At 51.3% G+C, this 20,462-nt stretch carries 19 protein-coding genes; 1 reads left to right on the top strand and 18 read right to left on the bottom strand.

Annotated features, from left to right (window positions below; genetic code table 11):
* Positions 1-37: 37 nt before the first annotated feature.
* From VN24_RS01645 to VN24_RS01710, 14 genes are all read right to left on the bottom strand, one after another.
* The gene (locus tag VN24_RS01645) at positions 38-1,333 is read right to left on the bottom strand and encodes a Gfo/Idh/MocA family protein (RefSeq protein ID WP_045669003.1); all 1,296 of its coding nucleotides are present in this window, start codon (positions 1,331-1,333) and stop codon (positions 38-40) included.
* A gap of 412 nt (positions 1,334-1,745) precedes the next feature.
* Positions 1,746-2,921: a trans-sulfuration enzyme family protein gene (locus VN24_RS01650; RefSeq protein WP_045669004.1), complete on the bottom strand. Its 1,176-nt coding sequence runs from the start codon at positions 2,919-2,921 to the stop codon at positions 1,746-1,748.
* A 38-nt stretch (positions 2,922-2,959) separates the two neighbouring features.
* Positions 2,960-3,799 (bottom strand): carbohydrate ABC transporter permease, encoded by an 840-nt coding sequence (locus VN24_RS01655; RefSeq protein WP_045669005.1) that lies wholly within the window; start codon positions 3,797-3,799, stop codon positions 2,960-2,962.
* Positions 3,799-4,713, bottom strand: a complete 915-nt coding sequence (locus VN24_RS01660; RefSeq protein WP_238590798.1) for a carbohydrate ABC transporter permease — start codon at positions 4,711-4,713, stop codon at positions 3,799-3,801. Before VN24_RS01660 ends, VN24_RS01655 begins: the two co-directional genes overlap by 1 nt.
* Positions 4,714-4,790: 77 nt before the next feature.
* Complete coding sequence (locus VN24_RS01665) at positions 4,791-6,107, bottom strand: ABC transporter substrate-binding protein (protein ID WP_238590799.1); 1,317 nt, start codon at positions 6,105-6,107, stop codon at positions 4,791-4,793.
* Positions 6,108-6,485: 378 nt separating this feature from the next.
* Complete coding sequence (locus tag VN24_RS01670) at positions 6,486-7,160, bottom strand: FadR/GntR family transcriptional regulator (protein ID WP_045669006.1); 675 nt, start codon at positions 7,158-7,160, stop codon at positions 6,486-6,488.
* Positions 7,161-7,408: 248 nt separating this feature from the next.
* Positions 7,409-8,068: a phosphate signaling complex protein PhoU gene (phoU, locus tag VN24_RS01675; RefSeq protein ID WP_045669007.1), complete on the bottom strand. Its 660-nt coding sequence runs from the start codon at positions 8,066-8,068 to the stop codon at positions 7,409-7,411.
* 37 nt (positions 8,069-8,105) lie between these two features.
* Positions 8,106-9,224 carry a methyl-accepting chemotaxis protein gene (locus VN24_RS01680; RefSeq protein ID WP_045669008.1) on the bottom strand — a complete coding sequence of 373 codons (1,119 nt, stop codon included), beginning with the start codon at positions 9,222-9,224 and terminating at the stop codon, positions 8,106-8,108.
* Between the two features lie 42 nt (positions 9,225-9,266).
* Positions 9,267-10,022, bottom strand: coding sequence for a phosphate ABC transporter ATP-binding protein PstB (gene pstB / locus VN24_RS01685; RefSeq protein WP_045669009.1), 756 nt, complete (start codon positions 10,020-10,022; stop codon positions 9,267-9,269).
* A 23-nt stretch (positions 10,023-10,045) separates the two neighbouring features.
* Positions 10,046-10,921 carry a phosphate ABC transporter permease PstA gene (pstA, locus tag VN24_RS01690; protein WP_045669010.1) on the bottom strand — a complete coding sequence of 292 codons (876 nt, stop codon included), beginning with the start codon at positions 10,919-10,921 and terminating at the stop codon, positions 10,046-10,048.
* A 2-nt stretch (positions 10,922-10,923) separates the two neighbouring features.
* Positions 10,924-11,874 (bottom strand): phosphate ABC transporter permease subunit PstC, encoded by a 951-nt coding sequence (gene pstC, locus VN24_RS01695; protein WP_045669011.1) that lies wholly within the window; start codon positions 11,872-11,874, stop codon positions 10,924-10,926.
* Between the two features lie 99 nt (positions 11,875-11,973).
* Positions 11,974-12,960 (bottom strand): PstS family phosphate ABC transporter substrate-binding protein, encoded by a 987-nt coding sequence (locus tag VN24_RS01700; RefSeq protein ID WP_045669012.1) that lies wholly within the window; start codon positions 12,958-12,960, stop codon positions 11,974-11,976.
* A 241-nt stretch (positions 12,961-13,201) separates the two neighbouring features.
* Positions 13,202-13,900, bottom strand: coding sequence for a TerC family protein (locus VN24_RS01705; protein WP_045669013.1), 699 nt, complete (start codon positions 13,898-13,900; stop codon positions 13,202-13,204).
* Between the two features lie 131 nt (positions 13,901-14,031).
* Positions 14,032-14,385, bottom strand: a complete 354-nt coding sequence (locus VN24_RS01710; RefSeq protein WP_045669014.1) for a DUF3243 domain-containing protein — start codon at positions 14,383-14,385, stop codon at positions 14,032-14,034.
* Between the two features lie 235 nt (positions 14,386-14,620).
* Between VN24_RS01710 and VN24_RS01715 the strand changes: the two genes are divergently transcribed.
* Positions 14,621-15,634 (top strand): zinc-dependent alcohol dehydrogenase family protein, encoded by a 1,014-nt coding sequence (locus tag VN24_RS01715; protein WP_045669015.1) that lies wholly within the window; start codon positions 14,621-14,623, stop codon positions 15,632-15,634.
* 103 nt (positions 15,635-15,737) lie between these two features.
* Here VN24_RS01715 and VN24_RS01720 read toward each other — a convergent pair whose 3' ends face one another.
* The 4 genes from VN24_RS01720 to VN24_RS01735 form a co-directional block, all read right to left on the bottom strand.
* A complete protein-coding gene (locus tag VN24_RS01720) occupies positions 15,738-18,068 on the bottom strand; it encodes a glycoside hydrolase family 70 protein (protein WP_052702730.1) in 2,331 nt (776 codons plus the stop codon).
* A gap of 367 nt (positions 18,069-18,435) precedes the next feature.
* The gene (locus VN24_RS01725) at positions 18,436-18,819 is read right to left on the bottom strand and encodes a winged helix-turn-helix transcriptional regulator (protein ID WP_045672862.1); all 384 of its coding nucleotides are present in this window, start codon (positions 18,817-18,819) and stop codon (positions 18,436-18,438) included.
* A 62-nt stretch (positions 18,820-18,881) separates the two neighbouring features.
* Positions 18,882-19,532: a nitroreductase family protein gene (locus VN24_RS01730; RefSeq protein ID WP_420798593.1), complete on the bottom strand. Its 651-nt coding sequence runs from the start codon at positions 19,530-19,532 to the stop codon at positions 18,882-18,884.
* Positions 19,533-19,782: 250 nt separating this feature from the next.
* Positions 19,783-20,412 carry a hypothetical protein gene (locus tag VN24_RS01735; RefSeq protein WP_238590801.1) on the bottom strand — a complete coding sequence of 210 codons (630 nt, stop codon included), beginning with the start codon at positions 20,410-20,412 and terminating at the stop codon, positions 19,783-19,785.
* Positions 20,413-20,462 lie beyond the last annotated feature (50 nt).

Raw genomic sequence — 20,462 nt, forward strand, 5'->3', positions numbered from 1 at the left:
GGTGCTTTATTGTTACCCCTGTCAACCGGAAGAGCGGTTATAACGAACCGTTTTCGAAGCCTGCTCCCTTTGCTCCGCTTATGAAACTTTGCTTAAACGACTCCAATTCGATCGACTGCCCAGCCGCCTTTCGCGACTGTTCCGCCGCAAAGGCCATAAGGTGGCTCTGCAGCGATACATCCGCCGAGGTGAGGCTGATCTGTCCGCTATAGGTGCGGATGTCCCGCAAAAACCGGCGCATAATGCCCTCGTCGCCTCCGCCGTGGCGGTCCCCAAAATCGGAGCAGATGCGTGTAACTCTGTCGCCCGATACGAAATCGTGCAGCGTAATCTCGCCCGTTTCCATATAACCTCTTATTTCGCCGTGCGTCCCCATAATTTGAACGCCTCTCGTCGAGTCGTGAGTGAAGCCGCACATGCTGAACGTCGCCGTCGACCCGTTCGCAAACTCCAGATTGACGACCTGGTGATCGACCACATCGTTATCGGTCCGGTAGACGCAGCGCCCGTACGGCCCTTCCTTCAGCGCTCGGATCACGCCTTCACCCGAAAGATCTTCGGTAATATATTGTTTCCAGCGGTCCCCGGCATTGAGATAAAACCGCGGTGCGGAATACGGGCATTCATGCTCGACCAGACATCCGTCGGTACACCGATCCGTGGAGCCCTCGGGAGCATTTCCTTCATGAAAATGGAACAACGAGCCGTAAGAGCTGACCCGGGTGCAGTCCTGTCCGACAAGCCACAGCAAAATGTCCATATCGTGGCACGATTTCGCCAATATCATCGGGCTGGACTCACGCGCATTGCGCCAGTTGCCGCGCACAAAGCTGTGCGCCATATGGAAATAGCCGACATTCTCATTCAGTTGAACCGAGACGACATCGCCGATTTTGCCGTCCTCAATCATCGCTTTGATCGCCGACCAGAAGGGGGAATACCGCAATACATGGCAAACCGTCAGCAGACGGTCATTTCTCTTCGATGCTTCCGCCATCCGGATGCATTCCTCCGGCGAAGGCGACATCGGCTTTTCCAAAAGGACATGATATCCTTTCTCCAGAGCGCGCATCGTCGGTTCAAAATGCATCCGGTCCTGCGTGCTGACGATGATTGCATCCGCAAACCGTTCCTGCTCCAGAACCTCCTGCCAATTCGAGTAAACACGGTGCTGAGGCAGCGAATATTCATGTGCGAATGCGGTCCGCCTCTCATCCGAAGGCTCGGCAACCGCTGCAATTTCCAGTTCATGCGGATACTTCAGCGCATACGGGGCATAAGCTCTCGCTCCGCGCGCGCCCGCTCCGAGCACGATCGCCGAAATCTTTTTCATTGCGAAAATTCTCCTTCCCCTGTCTTCTATGAAAAAAAGATCCGGCTGCGGCAGCGAGCGGCAGCCTGATCAGCCGCCAAACGGATCCTGAGATTGGAAATGTTCTTTTCTTCTATATAACCAGCGGAGCACAGCGGCTTCTTTGTTACCCATCCTGTGCAGCGGCTTCCGCTCTTCAGATCGCAGGCAAACGCGTTTCTCGCGCCGCCGCGCTCTGCTCCACTCCGAAAAAGGACAGCGGAGCGGGCTGGTTTGAATCTGGAGAAGCGTCAGCGGTCGTTTTTGTCCCCGGATTCTAACCTTGTAAAGGTTAAAATCCAAGAATCCGGGGACAACGGCGATCGGAAGATCAAACCAGCAGGCGCAGCGGCTCCTTTTTCACTTCAAACAAGCCCGCGCAGCGGCTCCTTTTTCACCCCAGCCGTTTAAATGCGCGCTCAATGTCACCGATCAGCAGCTGCGGATCTTCCAGGCCGATATACATCCGCACGAGCACGCCCGTTACCGATTCGTAGCCGTCAGGCAGGCTCGGAACGGTGATCAAGCTTTCGTAGCCGCCCCAGCTTACTCCGATCCGGAAATACTCCAGCTGATCCGCCCACCTCTTCACCGTTTCGACCGGCAAGTCCAATTCGAACGCAAACAAGCTGCCGTAACCGCTCATCTGCGCTTTCGCCAGCTCATGCTGCGGATGCGACGGCAATCCCGGGTGGTGAACTTTGATCACGTGCGGCATGCCTTCCAAATGCCCCGCGACCCGCAGACCGCTTTCGTGAAACCGTTCCATGCGCAGCGGCAGCGTCCGCAGGCCGCGCATCATCAGCGATGCGGTATGAGGCGTCATGATGCCTCCGAGCAGCAAATACTCGTTCTCATCGATTTGCCCGATCCGCTCCGCCGAGCCGATAATGACGCCGCCGATCCCGTCGCTGTGCCCGCCGATGAATTTGCTCGTCGAATGGACGACAAGGTCGATGCCGTACGCGAACGGGTTTTGCAGGCATGGCGTCGCCCACGTATTGTCAATGAGCGTCAGCGCCCCGATGCTTCTCGCCAAATCCGCGCAAAACTTCAAGTCTTGCAGCTGCATCATGAGGCTCGTCGGACTTTCCAAGTAGAACAGCTTCGTATTGGCGCGTACGGCCGCTTGCAGCTCCTGTTTGGATGAGCCGTCCACAAACGTCGTTTCAATCCCCATCTTCGTCAAAAAGCCTTCGAGCAGCTTGCGCGCCGGACCGTACACCTGATTGACGCAGACGATGTGATCTCCCTGCCGGACCGACGACAATACAGCCGTTGAAATAGCAGCCATGCCGGAAGCGAAACAGCGTGCTTTCTCCCCGCCTTGAAGCTGCGCAAGCCGCTGCTCCAGCTGCTGCACGGTCGGATTGTTTCCCCGCGAATAGACCGGCTGATCGGTAAAGCTTTCCATCGCATGGTCGAATTCCGCATACGTCGCGAAGCTGAACAAGCTCGTTTGATATAAAGGCGTCGTGACGGAGCCGAAGTGACGTTCGTCGTGTTTGTCGTGAACGACGAGCGTCTGCGCCGATTCCCGGTTCATGGTAGAGCTCTCGGTTTCCGTCATAGTGTCGTCATATCCTCTCTTCTTAGATCTGCTGGTTGTTAACCTTTTACGGCGCCGTCCGTGAGTCCCTGTACGATCAACCGCTGGCAAAGGGCGAACAGGATGACCGTCGGAATGATGGACAATACGGTTGCCGCCGACATCGATCCCCAATCGATATCAAACTTCGTAATAAAGGAATTCATCGCGACGGGAATCGTCTTCGCTTCTTCCCTGTCGATGAACATGATCGAAAGAAACAGCTCGTTCCAGTTTTGCACAAAGGCGAAAATAAAGGTGGCGGATATGCCCGGCTTCATGACCGGCAAAATGATGCGGAACAGCGCGGACAGCCGCGAGCAGCCGTCAATCATCGCCGCCTCTTCAAGGCTGGCCGGAATCCGTTGAAAAAACCCTTTGAGCATCAGCGTACAAAACGGAATGAGCAGCACCGAATAAATAAGAACGAGCGCGCCCTGCTTATTGAGCAGCCCCATGCTGGACATCATGCTGTACAGAGGCCCGAACCCGATAAACATCGGAATCATCTGCGTCAGAAAAAATCCGGTCATAACCTGTTTGTTTCCGCGGAACGTAAAGCGGGCCAGCACGTAGCTGCTCAGTATGGCGACGACAAGCACGATCAAAGCCGACAGAAGCGATACGAGCAAGCTGTTGCCGATATAGACGTGAAACTTCGAAATTTTGAAGATATTCGCGTAGTTTTCAAACGAAAGATGCTTCGGAAAATATTCGAGCGGAAATTTGAAAATTTCGTTTTTCGGTTTTAACGACGTAATGATCATCCAATACAGCGGGAATATCATAAACAGCAGCCAGACGCCGAGCACGATGACTTTGGAACCCGTTCCAAGCCTGCTCACGACCTTGTTCTTCATTAAAAGTCACCTGCCTTACTTGCCCTTGTCGCAAAGAGATAGAACATCGTGTACAGCAGCAGCAAAATGATGGCAATGACGCCGATCGCGCTCGCCAAGCCGTAATCGCCGTTAAACACGATTTTATCGAGCATGAATGTGGACAAAATATGCGTCGAGTTGGCAGGCCCGCCGTTCGTCATCGCATAAATAATATCCGGGAAGTTGAAAATCCAGATGACCCGCAGCGCGCTGGTCGTAATAATCGTCGGCAAAATATACGGAACGATGACGTGAAACAGCTTTTTGAACCAGCCCGCCCCGTCCATATCCGCCGCTTCAAACAGCTCTTCGGGAATGGACTGCATTGCGGCCATCAGCATGATGGCAAAGAAAGCGACGCCGTACCAGACGTTGGCCGTAATGACCGAAATCATCGCCCATTTCGGGTCGGACAGAAATCCGATGCGTTCCGAAATCAATCCCCACTTCAGCAGCAGATCGTTAATGACGCCGATTTGGCCGTTGAACATCCAGCGCCAAATGATGCCGATCAGAAAGCCGGACATCGCCCACGAATAAAAGATAAGACCTTGATAAACACCTCTGCCCGGAAACTTCTTGTACAGCAGCAGCGCGAGCAGAAAGCCGATTCCAAACTGGAGTATGAGCGAAATAAATACCCAAGAAGCCGTATTTTTCAAGATCGTCGGAAGGCTCGGATCCTGCAAAACCGTTCGGAAATTATCGAAACCGATAAATCGGATATCGTTCAAATTGAATAAAGAATAATTTTGAAAGGCCATCACGATGCCTTTGAAAATCGGATAGTAAGTAAATAAAAGAACGGGAATAAGCGCCGGTACCAGACAGAAAAAAATAAAGATCGCGGTACTGCTCAATCGACGAGGTTTACGGGCTTGCGTGTCGTTCACTAACTGGAACCTCCTCTGGGAAAACAGCAGATGGGCAGCGGTGTGCCCATCTCCTGTCATCTAAATCGTGGTGGGTATTATTTGCCTTGCTTTTTCTCGTTCAGCCAGTAGGCATCCCATTTTTTCAGAGCGTCGTCTACGGAGAGCTTTCCTAAAATGACAAGCTGCGTATCTTGCTGAATTACATTGCGCCATTCGCCAAAGCCTTTGTAGTCCGTTTCAGGCTTCACCGGAATGTAGTGGGCGGTATCCGCGCTCATGTCCATGTACGGTTTGTAGTAGCCCGTTTTGTAGTACTCGTCTTCGGCAGCGGTCGTATGGACCGGAATGAGGCCGGTTTTTTGCGTAAAGAATTTGTTTTGATCCGGGCTCGACAGGAACGAAACGAGCTTCCATGCTTCCGCTTGATGCTTGGAGTACGATGTAATGCCCCATCCGGCAGCGCCGACTTTAAAGTGCGTGAGGCCGGAAGAACCTGCCGGGATTGCAGCCGTGCTCCACGTTCCTTCTCCCATCTTTTGCTTCACAACGTCAATAACGTCCGGGTCCTGAATGAGCATGCCCGTAATGCCGGATTGGAACCCTTCCACCATTTCGGAGAAGCCCCAGCTCAGCGAATCTTTAGGAGCGCCTTCTTTATAAATGTTGAGGTGATTTTCGAGTGCCTGCTTCGCTTCCGGCGTGCTGAAGATCGTGCTGCCGTTTTTCAGGAACATCGCGTCGTCCGGATTCGTGTTCGCGCCGTTGTAGTCGCGGATCATATCGACGATATAGCTGTCCGCGCCTTTGCCGCCCCGGAAGGAGTAGCCGTAACGGTTTTTGGACGGGTCGGTAATCTTTTTCGCCGCCTGATAGAGGTCTTCCCACGTTTTCGGCGCTTCAAGACCTTTTTCTTTGAACCAGTCGGTGCGATAGAACAAAATCTTTTCATACAGACCGTAGGGTATGTAGTACGGCTTGTTGTCAATATAGTTGGCCGTCAGCTTCGCGCTGTTGTTCAGCGTTTTGTAATCAGCCCAGTTTGCCGTATCGGCGGACAAATCGGCAACCCAATTGTTGGTGACGAATTGCTTGACGGTCGAATCCCGTACTTCCATCACGTCCAGATCGGCTTTGGAGGACAGCATTTGCGCAATCTTGTTGTCCGCACTTTCAAGCGGCGGCGAAATCAATTCGACTTTAATGCCCGGGTTCGCCTCTTCGAATTTCGTGAGCATTTGCTTGATGACTTCCGTGCGGGCAGGGCTTGTCAAACTTTCGATCATTCTTAACGTTACCGTCTCGGATTTACTGTCACCTGCGGAACTATCCTTGGTCGAACCGCTGGAGCAAGCTGTAATGGAACTGAAAGCTGTAACGGACAACAATGCTGCTGCGAACAATTTCTTTTTCAAAACGCAATCCCCCTAAATGTTTGAATAAGCGGCTCACCGCCATTTCCATCCCGGCTGTTCTCAACCGGAACAATACCACTATCTACCTGTCATACAGGTAAAGCGAAAAAAATATTGCATCTTTCTTCGGGCTTGCTGAAACCTTCGTAAATCCATAATTCGTCGTTCTACTTGCAGCCTGTCATACAGGTTAAATCAAACAGATCTGGTATTGTTCCCCCTTATACGAATGTTTTGTATCTAATGGGCATTGTGCCCATTAAAACATAAACAAAGGAATAATGCTGTCGACCTGTCTTACAGGTGAAAAAATCGCTAACTTCTTGTCCTATACTATCATCCCAAAATAGCAGTCGTCAATTCTCATGTCAGGTTTATTTACTCGAACTCGTTAATCGCTCTAACCATCACGTCCATCATCTTATTAAACTCTTCTCTTGCCTTCTGCGGGTTCCGCTCCTCAATCGCCTCAACCATGCTTTTGTGAAACGGATAGCTGTCGTGGAAAAATTCATTATGTCCGAATGGAGCGCGCCAAAATTCGACAAATGTATTCCAAATCGACCCGATGAGCTCCTGCAAAATGATGTTGTCGGAAGCTTTATAGATCGCTTGATGAAACTTCATATCGGCAATGGAGCTCTCCGTTCCTTTCGTGTTGCCGATCAGCTCGTAATAATGCCACATTTCGTCCAGATGCTCCTGCGTCGCTCTTACAGCAGCCAGTTCAACCGCAATGCCTTCCAATCCTCTGCGAACTTCGCACAGCTGCAGAAGCGCCGATTTTTCGTTCTCGATCGTGATTTTGGTCGACAATTGGTACAGGGACGGTTCTTTTACAAAAATTCCTTTTCCGTTCAGCACTTCGACGACGTCGAGCGCTTCCAGATAACGAATCGCTTCCCGGATCGAGGATCTTCCGACGCCCAGCGTCGCCATAATTTTCTCAGCGGATGGAAGCTTATCTCCCTTTTTCAGTTGATTATTCTGAATATAGTCTTTTATTTCCTTTGATACCATTTCATGTGTCTGAACCTTTTTAATTTTCTTCATTTTCGCTTCCCCTCTTGGCAGCCTAATTTACATAATTCATTGTTAAAAATGATAGCATGGCGGTTGGAAAGTTACAAATAGAGATTTATGAGGTACAACTGCGACATGTATCGGTTTATGTTATGTCCTCCCATTATACCAGATATTCCCGCTTGTCCGCTTCAAATCTTTATGCTTAAAGCCAAATAAAAAAAGCCAACCGTTAGCAGCGGCTGACCCGATTTTTTTGCATCTTGATCCGTTTACCGTCACGCGTTCAAATCCGGACGGTGACCTGTTACAAGATAGGTGACGTTCTCGCCGATATTGGTCGCATGATCGGCGATCCGCTCGATATAACGCCCTACAAGGCAAAGCAGGATCGACTGCGATACGCCCATCGGCTTCTCGGCAACGAGCGTAAACAAGTCCCGCATAATTTGGCTGTACAGCATGTCCACCGTATCGTCGTCTTTGGCCATTTTGTAAGCCAGATCGACGCTTTCGTTTACATATGACTGGATGGATTCATAAACCATCGTTCCTGCAAGCTCGGCCATTCTCGGCAAGTCATTGAGCGGCTTGATGAGCGTCTGGCCTTCCATTTGCAGCACAACCTTGGCGATGTCAACGGACAGATCCCCCATCCGCTCCAGATCCGTAGAAATTTTGAAGGCGACCAGAACGCGCCGCAAATCTTTGGCGACCGGCTGCTGCGTCGCGATCAGCCTCGCCCCCAATTCCGTAATCCGCTCCTCCAGCCGGTTCAAAGCGGGATCGGCGCTAATAATCTCCCGTGCTTCGTCGGCGTTCAAGGATTGAAGCGCCTCCATCGACTTCGTCAGCGCGCCTTCCACATGCTCTCCCATTTCCAACAGCATGCTGCGGAGCTGGTCCAAACCCTCATCCAACTCTTTCCGTTTGATCATGTTGCTTCTCCTCCCATTATCCAATTCAAAATTTTGCTTATACTTTCCCCTTCTCCAGCTCCGCCATGAGCCGACTGAGTTCCGTCATCGCCCCATCGGCGCGGGCTTCGGCCTCCGCGGCGAATCGATTGATTTGATCCATTACGCTGCCGCTTTGCAATGCGGCCACGGACAGCTCGCCAAAGAGGTCCTTCGCTGCATTTACAGTCGGCCGGGTGCGCTCCGCTTCTTCTTTTCCACGCCCGCTTGCTGCGATCGCCTTCGCAACCGCGCTTTCGATATCGGCGATAAGCCCGGTTATTTGCAGCGCCGAACGCTCAGTCTGATCGGCCAGCTGCCGGATTTCATTGGCCACGACCGCAAAGCTTCGTCCGGCCTCGCCCGCTCGCGCCGCCTCAATCGTCGCGTTGAGCGCAAGCAGGTTGCAGCGTCCGGCCAGCTCCGTAATGACGGCGGAAATGCCGGTAACCGAGTGTGCCGTCTGCTCCAATCGGTCCATCTCACGCTGCTGGTTTCCGGCATGGGTCCAGATGTTGCCGAACGCTTCCGCTGCATGATCAAGCTGCTGTCTGCCCTGCTCGGTCGCCGCTCTCATCGACCGCGCCGAGTCCGCTCCTTGCCTGGCCGCAGCCGCTACGCGTTTCACGTCTTCTTCAATCGCCGTCAGCAGGCCGGACGTTCGCTCGGCCATCCGCCGCTGGCTGCCGCGCGCTTCTACCTGCATGATCCGGGAGCGCTTGAGCAGATCAGCAACCGTCACAATCCCCTTGAACCGACCGCCATCGGTAATGACGACCGCATCATACAGCCGCTCTTCTTCGCGTCCGAGCGCAAGATCGATCAGCTCCGGCAGCGGCGTGTCCGCTTCCAGAATAAGGGCGCCCTCATCGGCCAGCAGCATAACCGGCTTCTCGAAGTAAAGCGAGCTGCCGTATAACGTTCCAAGCCGGGAATAAAATTTGTTCCGCATCAGAAGCGACTTTGGCTTGTTGTCCGCCGCGCAAATGACAACCGCTTCGGTTCCGGCATGCTGCTGAAACAATTGGTGCGCATCGCGTGAAGGGGAGTCCGGCGCAACAACCGGCGCCGCTCTGAGATCCGGTCCGATCGCGTCATGTTCTGTCTCGCCACGGTTAAATACGGCTGTAGCCGGCATAATGAAGTCCTCCCGTATTTATCTATTGCGCGAGTCCGGCTATTAACCGAAGCGGCCGCTGATGTAATCTTCCGTCCGCCGGTCGACCGGGTTGGAGAACAGTTTCTCGGTTTCCGAATATTCAACGACTTCTCCGCTTAAGAAAAAAACGGTCTGATCGGAAATACGCGCCGCCTGGTGCATATTATGAGTGACCATAACAATCGTGTAGCGCTCTTTCAGATCTTGGACGAGCTCTTCGATTTTCAAGGTAGATATAGGGTCAAGCGCCGATGTCGCTTCATCCATAAGAAGGATATCAGGGTTGACGGCGAGCGCGCGCGCAATACAGAGCCGCTGCTGCTGGCCTCCGGAAATACTTAAAGCCGACCGCTTCAGATGATCCTTTACTTCATCCCATAAAGCGGCGGAACGCAGGCTGGTTTCCACGATTTCATCCAATTGCTGTCTTTTTGTAATGCCATGCAGCCGGGGGCCGTATGCGATATTGTCGTAGATGGATTTCGGAAACGGATTGGGCTGCTGGAACACCATGCCGACTTTTTTCCGCAGCGTTTCGACATCCACTTCGGAAGAATAAATATCGGTATTGGCGATTTTGATGCTGCCTTCGATCCTTGTGCCGGGAATCATATCATTCATTCGATTGAGCGTTCGCAGCAAAGTCGATTTTCCGCATCCGGATGGGCCGATGAAAGCGGTAATGGCTTTCTCGGGGATTTCCAAGTTCACATTTTTCAAGGCCTGAAAATCACCATAGAACAGTTTCAGATTGTCGATCTTAATGAGTGCTTGCATAAGCGATCCTCCGAATGTGGATATTATTTATGTTTCGAATATTTATTCCGCAGCAGAATGGCGGAGAAATTCATGAGCAGAAGCAGCGCAAGCAGAACCATAATCCCTGCAGCCGCAAGCTGATGGAACTCTTCCTGAGGACGGGACAACCAGTTAAAGATTTGAATCGGCATAACCGTAAACGAATCCATCACGGAGCTCGGAAGGAAAGCGACAAAGGTCAACGCACCGATCATGACGAGCGGAGCCGTCTCTCCGATTGCCCGGGACATGGCCAAGATGACACCGGTTAAGATTCCAGGGAATGCAGACGGCAACACCGCACGGTAAACGGTCTGCCATTTGTTTGCTCCAAGCGCAAACGACGCGTCGCGCCGGGATTTAGGCACCGCCCTGATCGCTTCTTGCGCAGAAACGATGATGATCGGCAGAACAAGCAGCGTCATCGTAAGGGCGCCAGCCATCAGACTGCGCTCCAGACTGAACAGGCGGACGAACAAGGTTAATCCGAGAATGCCGTAAACAATGGAAGGAACGCCTGCGAGCGTACTGATGTTCAGCTGAATCAAGCGCGTCCAGCGGTTCTTTGACGCGTATTCCTCAAGGTAAATAGCTGAACCGACTCCGAGAACGAACGAAATGGGTGCCATAAGAAGCAGCATATAAATCGTACCGACAATGGCCGATTTCAATCCGGACTGGCTTGCTCTCCGCGAAGGATAGTTCGTAAAAAGTTCCGGCTGCAATTTCGCCAAGCCGTCAGCGGCAATACTTACAATAAGCACCATTAACGCCAGCACGCCGACCGAAGTGCTTAATACAAACAGGATCCGGAATATGAAATCCATTCTCCGGCGGCTGGCGATTTGGTTTCGATCGACATCTTGCAGCATACTCATCGTTAATACTCCTCCCGGAATCGTTTCGCCATAAACTGAGCAAAAATATTCAGCAGTAAAGTAATGACGAACAAAGTGATGCCCACGGCAAAAATGGTGCCGTATTCGACTGAGCCATGAGGCGTATCCCCTAAACTTACTTGTACGATATAAGCCGTCATCGTCTGGATGCTCTCCAGCGGATTGGCGGTCAATTTCGGGGTCGCGCCTGCTGCTACGGTTACGATCATCGTTTCCCCGATAGCACGGGAGAACGCGAGTACGAAAGAAGCGACGATACCCGACAAAGCAGCCGGAACGACGATTCGCAGCGCCACTTCGAGCTTTGTAGCACCAAGCGCATAGGCTCCGTCGCGCAGACTGCGCGGTACGGCGCTCATCGCATCTTCACTGAGAGAGGATACCATCGGAATCGTCATAATGCCGACAGCGATCCCCGCGCTTAATGCGTTGAAAACACTGATATCCGGATTGATGCCCCTAATGATCGGTGTAATGAAGGTCAAGGCAAAATATCCGTATACAATGGTCGGAACCCCTGCCAGTACTTCCAGAATCGGTTTTACAATTTTACGCACGCGAGCCGTTGCATACTCGCTTAAATAAATCGCACTGGCCAGACCGATCGGAAGTGCGACAATACATGCGATAAAGGTAATCATAAGCGTCCCGGAAAGAAGGGGAAGAATGCCAAACGATTTCGGTTCTATAAGCGGCGACCACTTGGTTCCCGTTATAAAATCGATAAACGGTATTTTTACGAAAAATTGATAGGTTTCCGAAATCAATGTATAAACGATACCAATCGTCGTAAGTATGGAAACAGCTGCACAAAGGAAGAGCAGATACGGCATGACCTTGTTCAGAACGGAAACTTTCTTATTTTTAAAACTGTACGCTTCCTTACCGGCAATACTGGCAGCTTTAATGTTGTGCAAACGTTCACCATCCATGTCTGCGACATCTCCTTACCTTTACAATTCGTTAATAAACTTTGCGCAGAAAAATGTGATGCCTGAGATGACATCACATTTGATTCTGCTAATCAAAACTTATCCCTGCAGCTTCGCTGCTTCTTCTTTATATTTGTCATCAGGAAGCGGAATGTAACCGACTTCGGTAGTCAACTTGCCGATATTGGCAATATAATATTCAGCGAAAGCTTTAACTTCAGGACGTTCCATTTCTTTCTTATTGATATAGATGAACAACGGACGGGAAAGCGGAGCATACGAACCGTCTTTAATCGTTTCCTGAGTCGGTGCGACCGCACCTTTGCCTGCATCAATCGGAACGACTTTCAGCTTGTCCTGGTTTTCCTCGAAGTAGGCAAATCCAAAGTAGCCGATACCAAATTTGTTGCCTGTAACACCTTGCACGAGCGTATTGTCGTCTTCGCTGAAGCTAATTTGCGCATCGTTGCGGATACCTTTTTTATCAAGAATTTCTTCATTGAAATAGTCATACGTACCGGAGTCAGCACCAGGGGAGAACATCTTGATTTCTTCAGCCGGCCAGCCGGAGCGAACGTCAGCCCACGTTTTAACCGTGCTGCCCGAATCGAAGATTTTGTTCAGTTCCTCAACCGTTAACTTATCGACAAAGTCATTTTCTTTGTTCACGACTACGGACAGACCGTCATAAGCGACCGACAATTCGATATGTTCGATGCCCTTTTCTTTACATGCTGCAGCTTCTTCGTCTTTGATCGGGCGGGAAGCGTCGCTGATTGCGATCTCGCCGTTACAGAAGCGTTTGAATCCGCCGCCGGTACCCGATGTTCCGACCGTGACGCGCACATCGCCGTTCTCTTTGCCGAACTCTTCAGCTACCGCTTCCGTCAGTGGAAAAACAGTACTGGAACCATCGATTTCAATCGTACCGGACAGTGCTGCTGTATTCGTCGAGCCGCTTGTGTTTGTCTGGTTTGCAGCATCTTGTTCTCCTGAACCGCTATTATTACCGCAAGCAGAAACAATGACAAGAGTCAGAACCATCAGCGTGAATAAGAACCCCTTGTGTTTACCGTTAAACAACATAACCACTCCTTGTACATTCTCTTTTTCAACATTAATTCGCTACAAGCGTTATCATAATCCGCCTATGTTAATTCCAAACACGTATTTTGTAAACTGAATGTAAAAATCAAAACAATCGGCAGATTCGTTTATCCGGGCTCCGGCTTAAGCGCAAAGAAGACCGGAGGTTTGCTTTATCAGCTTCCTCCGGTCTTCTATTTAAAATAAAGATTATCCGATTCCCGTGCAGCCAGACTTTGTTTCAGCCGGCCTTCCGCTCCATGCCGCGTGCGTTTCCGTGCCTTGACTGCCATTTGTTCATCAGCCAGCCGGCGATTACGACAAGCAGAGCAAGCGCAATCGGTATAACGAGGTCGGCCGCGGGAAGCAGCCCTTCCATCCTGTTCCCGACGCCTTTGTCGCTGAGAACCATTTCACCTGCCGTATATCCGAGCACAGCCGAGCCGATCATAACGATAACCGGGTACCGTTCCATGATTCGCATCAGCACGTTGCTCGCGACGACAATAAGCGGAATCGTGATGAGGAGCCCGATGATGATGAGCAGCAGATTGCCCTGCGCGGCTCCGGCCATCGCCAGCACGTTGTCCAAACTCATCACCAGATCGGCGACGACGATCGTACGAATGGCGTCGCTAAGCTTGTTTCCTGCCTCGACATGATCTTCACCGTCATCCTTTTTAAGCAGCGTTACGGCGATATAGAGCAGCATAAGCGCCCCTGCCAGCTGAACATATGGAATGTGAAGGAGCCAGACCGCGGCAAATGTAAGCAGCACCCGCAGTACGATTGCCCCGATGCTGCCCCACAAAACCGCCTTTTTTTGCTGCTGCGCGGGCAGCTTGCGGCATGCAAGCGCAACGACAACCGCATTATCACCGCTTAGCACAATATTGATCAGGATCAATTCAATCAATCCGGCCCAAAATTCCATTTTCATACCTTCTTTCCTGTCCTTACCTTGAAACTATACTCCTATTGCTTCTTCACCGCAAATTCCGATTCAATAATTAGCGCCGCTTTTTTCCTAAAAAAAAGCACCCGCCGCGGCGGGTACTTGATCAGTATGAATCAGGATCGTTCGATAACCGGTTCATTCGTTTCCTGACAAAGTCTTACGAGCATATGAGCGAGCTTATGGCGCTCTTCCTCTTTGCCCACTTTCCACAATTCCTGAAGCAGCTTCTCCTCGTTGTTGCGCGGCGTTTCGTTCTTTGCCAAATAAGAAGCGATTTGCTCGGCGGCCACCGCCAGCTGTTCCTCTCCGAGTCCGATCCGCTTGGCCAAATCGATCCGGTTGCCGAGAAAGCTCTTAAAGTCGTCGAAGCTTTGCAGAATCCGGTCCTTCTTGCCCTGCTCCATGCCGCTGATCGTTTCATGCACCTTATCAGATGCCGATGGATGGATCTCATTCTGTTTCGTCATTCGTAACGCCTCCTTCGAACTATCAAACTTGACTGACGTCGATAACCGGCGACAACCCCTACTTACCCTGCGCGGCCGGCAGCGAAACGTAAAGCCGGATTGCAAACGCATATCGGTACCGAACATATACCCCTTGCGCACCTTTAGGTTTGCAACGAACGAATAAGTGCCTCCTTACTAATTTTTAGTTCATGTATTATCGTATCCCTATACCTTAATTGAGGAGCGATGGTTCATGAAAGTATACGAAATTCAAGACGGATTCGGACTGGGGCACGTGAAGGCGGCGCAGCGATCGGTTCCGGTTCCCGGACCGGGTCAGGTACTGCTAAAAATAAAGGCCGTTTCGCTCAATTCGCGCGATCTGGGCATCATCGACGGATTTTATTTTCCGGACCTGAAACTGCCGTTCATTCCAGTATCCGACTGTGTCGGCGAAGTGGTCTCCTTCGGCTCTCAAGCTTCCAAATTCAAAATCGGCGACCGTGTTAACGGCATTTTTCTGCAGAAATGGATTTCAGGGGAGCTGACGAAACCGGCACTGGAAAGCACGCTTGGAAGTCCGTTGGATGGCGTCCTCGCCGAATATGCCGTTTTGGATGAGGAAGGTTTGGTCCTTACTCCGGAGCATTTGACGGATGAGGAAGCCGCCGCTCTCCCCTGCGCAGGCGTAACGGCGTGGAACGCCATCGTGACGGAAGGAAACGTCAAAGCCGGCGATACGGTCGTCGTACAAGGCACCGGAGGGGTTTCTCTGTTTGCGCTGCAATTCGCCAAGCTTCACGGCGCAAAGGTTATCGTCACCTCCAGCAGCGGCGAGAAGCTGGAGCGGGCGAAAGCGCTCGGCGCGGATATCGGCAACAATTACAGGCAAAATCCGGATTGGGATCAAGCCGTGCTTGAACAGACGCATGGCCGCGGAGCCGATCTTGTCGTCGATCTGGGGGGCGCGTCTACGCTCAACCGGTCCATCTCGGCGCTTCGCATAGGCGGAACAATCAGCATGACCGGCGTTCTGTCCGGAGTTACGGTGGAACGGTTCGATATCGTCCCGGCGATTCGGAAAAAAGCGCGGCTGCAAGCCATCAATGTCGGCAGCCGCGACATGTTCGAGGAGATGAACCGGGCCATCGTGCAGAACGAGCTCCATCCGGTCGTCGACCGGGTATTCCCGTTCGAGCAAGCTGTCGAGGCGCTTCAGCATTTGGCGGCGGGAGCCCATTTCGGTAAAATTTGCATCAAAATCTGATTTGATGCTGCCGCGAGCGGCAGTCTTATCGCGAAATGTTAAAACGAAAAAAAACGGGGCGTTCCCAAGGTCAATGACCTCAAGAACCAGCCCCGTTTGTGGATTAATTGCTAAACCGTCTTAATGCTTTATTCCATTTCTTTAATTGTTCCGCTTCCTGCTGTTGCTGCCATTCGTGTCCGTTGGTTATGCCATCAGTCTTGGTCTCGCTCTCCGTATTGCTTTCGACGGAAGCGTCAACTCCGATTTTGCCCTTGACTTTAACTTTTTCGCCGCCTTTTTCTTTGGATGGAACCCACACGCCCAAGTAACCATGTACCAACGGATTGCTTACGCCTTTAACCGGAACGGTCAAAACGCCGTTTTCATCCGTTGTCAGCTTTTGCGTGTTGAAGCCCATGACGTCTTCAAAGGTTTGGTTGGCATGCAGTTTGCCCATATCGACACTGATCAGCTCTTGCGTGTTCGGATTGCTGCCGATAACAGTTGCTACGCCTGTATCGCGGCTGGTTCCGAAACGGACGCTGGCGAGCAGATCCCAACCTGCAGACCACGATGTGTTGCTGTTGTAATACGTGATTTTCTGGTCGCCGGAAACGTATTTTTGCCGCGCTTGCAGCAGCTTGACGATCGGCTCGAAATATTGCGTCTTCTCGGACATGTAGGATGCGGTAGACTTGAACATGTCACCGTAGTAAACCGTCGGAACCGTGTCTTTATTGGTCAGAAGATACGCGTATTGGCTCGGAACGTTATAGTTCGCATACTTCTTATCGGCATTGACCATATCGGCGTAATATTTTTCAAACTGCTTTTTCTCATAGTCGACTGTATTTTTTTTCGTTCCGCCGGCTTCTTCTTCTGTGAGCGGAATCCCCTTAATGCCGTTGTGCTCCTGATCATGGTTCATGACGAACGACCAGTTCGGCGTCGGTTTGGCGTCCGGGTTCGCCCGGTTCACATACGAGCTTGTGACGATGTCGCTGAGCGGCCGCCAGTTGTGCTCCTTGCCGAGACTGTCGCGCAAGGCGCCGAACACCCCGTGATCGTATACCAGTTGTCCGTTGCCTGTGCTGTTCTCGAAACCGAGCTGATTGTCGGTGTAGGATTCGATATAGGACAAATGATTGTTCAAATCGTCGCCGAAACGCGAGCTCATCTCGTCCCTCATATCGGTCAGAATTTTGGTGTTGTAGTGGGACGCCGCATCGATCCGGAAGCCGTCAAAGCCGTATTTGTCGATCAAAAATTTGACCCAGTTCAACTGTTCGGCTTGTACGGTCGGATTCGAGTTGTCGATGTCCGTTCCGACCAGGAATTCGTACTGCAGCACGTTCTGGTTGACATTGCCATTTACCCCGTTGTTGTAACGGTGAAGGCCTTTCGGATCGGTAGCCGCGGAATATCCCGGTTGGGCGTTGATATAGCTGTCCGTCAATTTGGTAACCGCAGCGCTGTCCGCCGCGATAATTTTCTCGCGAACCTCGTCGTCGGTTGCGCCTTCGAAGCCGTTCTTTCTCATGAAATCGAGATAGCTTTCATTGGCGGAGCCAGCTTGCGGGTCGACATAGTAAAGCAGCAGCGAGCGCCATACTTGATCGTTGTCCGTATTTGCTCCCTTAACGGCAAAATAGCTGTCAACAGTCAAATAGTTATCGATGTGATTGATTTTGCCGTATTTTTGCGCTTCCGAACTTGCGAGCCATTCCGGGAGATAGTTATCCTGGTGATCAGGTCCGAAATAACGGTACGGCTTCCCTTCCGCATCGACCATGATACGCATCGAACCCATCTGCATCGGGCCGCCGCCGTTGAAGTACTTAGAGCTCCATTCTTTGATCAACCCGTATTTTGCCTGCCCTGGCCCGCCGCCCTTGGTATAAAGCGGAACCAGCTTGTCCTTGAATGCCGGATCGATTTCGTTTCCGTAAGAATCAACGGCCGTAACATTGACAATTTCTTGCTTTGGAAAGCCCATCATCTGATTCGGAACAAGATCGACCTGAACGTTAAGATCTTTCGAATGCAATTGCTTGATTGCACGCTTCAGTTCGTCGCTCGTGCCGTATTTGGTCGCTCTCTCGCCGTTCAAGCCATTAGGGAATTCGCCCAAATCATAACGGTCGCTGATTGCATACCCCTCGCCATAGTAAGAACCGGAAAACGTCCGGTATGCGGGAGGCATCCAAATGTCGGTGATCCCCCAGTCTTTCAGCTTCGCGCTATTTTTGCCCAATATGTTATACATATTTTTTTCGTAGGGCTGATACAGGCTGAAGCTTTGGAAAATAACATGCTTGTCAAGCTCGGCGTTCGAAACGAATCCTTTCGCATTGCTTTCCGCCGCATTGGCCGGAGCCACGCCTGCAATGGCCGTTCCCGCCAGCAGACTAAGACTTAAACTCACCTTCATCCAGTTGTTTCTAAGCGTCATGTACTGTCCCCACTCCTGTTACAATCAATTGCGCTGAATTTGTTAGGATGCGCTAAGCGTATTATTATTTTTCTTGAAACCATTTGTCACTGTAAGTAAATGTAATCGGTTTTATGGTTCCAGCGACATGTTGACATGATTAATTAAGTAATGTATGCGCTTTATTTTATTTTGAAAACGTATTAAATCATGACTGAAATTAAAACCTAGTAACTATTTTGCAAAAAATATTGAATAACTATCACTAAATTTTTATAAAAAAAGGAGCGAAGGTGTAATATTTTTTGAAAAAAGGAGATAAGGTGTCCTATATTAAGAAAAAAAGGACCTGAGCGGTCCTTTTTTTCAAAAAAATATTCAAAAAATACTATTTTGAGATACTATCCCGGTCATATGCCACCCTTGCCTGTTCGACCTGGGAATAATAGTCGGTTGTCCATTGCTGCAGCCGGCGCAGGTGGGGAATGAGCGTGTCGCCGAGCGGGGTCAGCTCATATTCGACGATCGGGGGAACGGACGGATATACGTCGCGCTTGACGAGCCCGTCCCGTTCCAGCTGGCGGAACGTTTGAGTCAGCATTTTCTGGGAGATGCCCTCAATGCGCTTTCGGACCTCCCCGTATCGCATGCGTCCGTCCTGCAGCGCATAAATGACAAGAACGGTCCATTTGCTGGAAATAATCTCGAGCAACCGCCGGTAACCACATGCCGAAACCGAAATATCGGACTTGTAAACCGCAGTCTTTGTCATGATATCCTCCTGTTCACGCTTTTTGATAAGCAAAAGAAGAATGTCATAGAGCAAAAATCCGGTTATTTGGCTCCAAATTGGTTCCAATACGTAATATCTGCAACATCGAGACGGACGGTCGGATGACCCGGCTCCGCCGCTTTGCCTACGGCAATCAGCATGACATTGGCATAGCGGTCGGTAATACCCATCAGCTCGCGGAACTGCTCCACATTGTAACCCGCCATCGGAACGGTATCGAAGCCTTTCGCTTTCGCCGCCAGCATCAGCTGCATCGAAACAAGGCCGCCGTCGATAAGCGCCGCATTGCGGATCGCTTCCGGTTCGCGCTTTCCGTAAAATTTTACCGAATTATCGACAAGCTTGTCGCGGGTTTCCTGGTTCATATAGCCCGCTGCTACAGCTTTGTCATAGATACGTCCCGCTTCTTTGTACGCTTCGAGATCGGCCAATACCGCGATCACGGCGGAGGCCGTCACAACCTGCTGCTGGTTGAATGCGATCGGCAGCAGCTTCTCTTTTGTTGCCTGATCCGTAATCACAATAAAACGCCAAGGCTGGAGATTGCTCCCGGACGGCGCCAGCACCGCATCGGCAAGCAGATCTTCCAATTCGGCTTGGCTCATTTTATACGAAGCATCGTATTTGCGAACGGAACGGCGCTCGCGGATTACCGTGCCGAAATCGGCACTGATCGTTTTGTTAAGTTCCACAGTATCCACTCCTTCTCTAGCCATCCAAGTGAAATTTCATCTCTCTTTCGGCTGCCGGAAACGGCTCGCCGATAAACTGTACACTTTATAAGTACAGTATAATCCCGCTTAAAAGAAGCTGTCAATCCGCCCCCGCGGGCAGCCAAATCAGCTTCCGTCGCTTTTCGATCAGCCACAACAAACGTCCCGGCATGGCCTGACCTCTAGCCAAGCAGCGGGGACGTTATAAGCGCCTGCTTTATGAAGCGTTCTACTCCAGTCCGTGCTCCTCGCGGATTTTGTACAAGCCTTGAACGAGCGGGTCCGCCGGGTCGCGGTTTAACAAATAAAGCGTCAGCAAAAAATGAAACGGCATCGCGCACACATTGTTGCCTTCCTTAATCGACGGGAAACCCGCCTCGAGTACGGGTCCGGCCTGTTCATGAATATCCAGGTCCACATACACCTGCTCGGGCGCGAACTCTTCCCGCAGCGCGCCGGCGCAGTGCGGCACGATATGTCCGTCAAACAGCTGCTTCGCCTCATCCTCCGATTGGGGAGGCTGCGGCAGCGGCCGGCTCTCTCCGCCCCTCATCAGCTCCACATAAAACGACGATAACCATTCGCCGGCGTCCCCGCCGCCTCTATATTTTTCGAGCAGCTCGTTGATAAAAAATCCGCACGAATAAATATGTCCCGCTTGATCCGTCAATTGGAAAGCGTATAACGGCCCGTAGTTGCCATTGTTTATGATCTGTCCCTCTACGCTATAATTCTCAAATTCCGCCTGCAGCGTCTGCATCGTGCGCTGGTAAACGCCGAGAATGATCTGCTTGGCTTCCTCTTCCCGATTTGCGTTCTCCTGTTTTTGTTCTTCCGTCAAATTGTTGTCCGTGGTCATCGGCGGACCTCCTTCCCTGATGTCCATCTTACCATTCCGGGAGGCCCAGT

This window comes from Paenibacillus beijingensis (assembly GCF_000961095.1).
GTDB classification, from domain to species: Bacteria; Bacillota; Bacilli; order Paenibacillales; family Paenibacillaceae; genus Paenibacillus_O; species Paenibacillus_O beijingensis.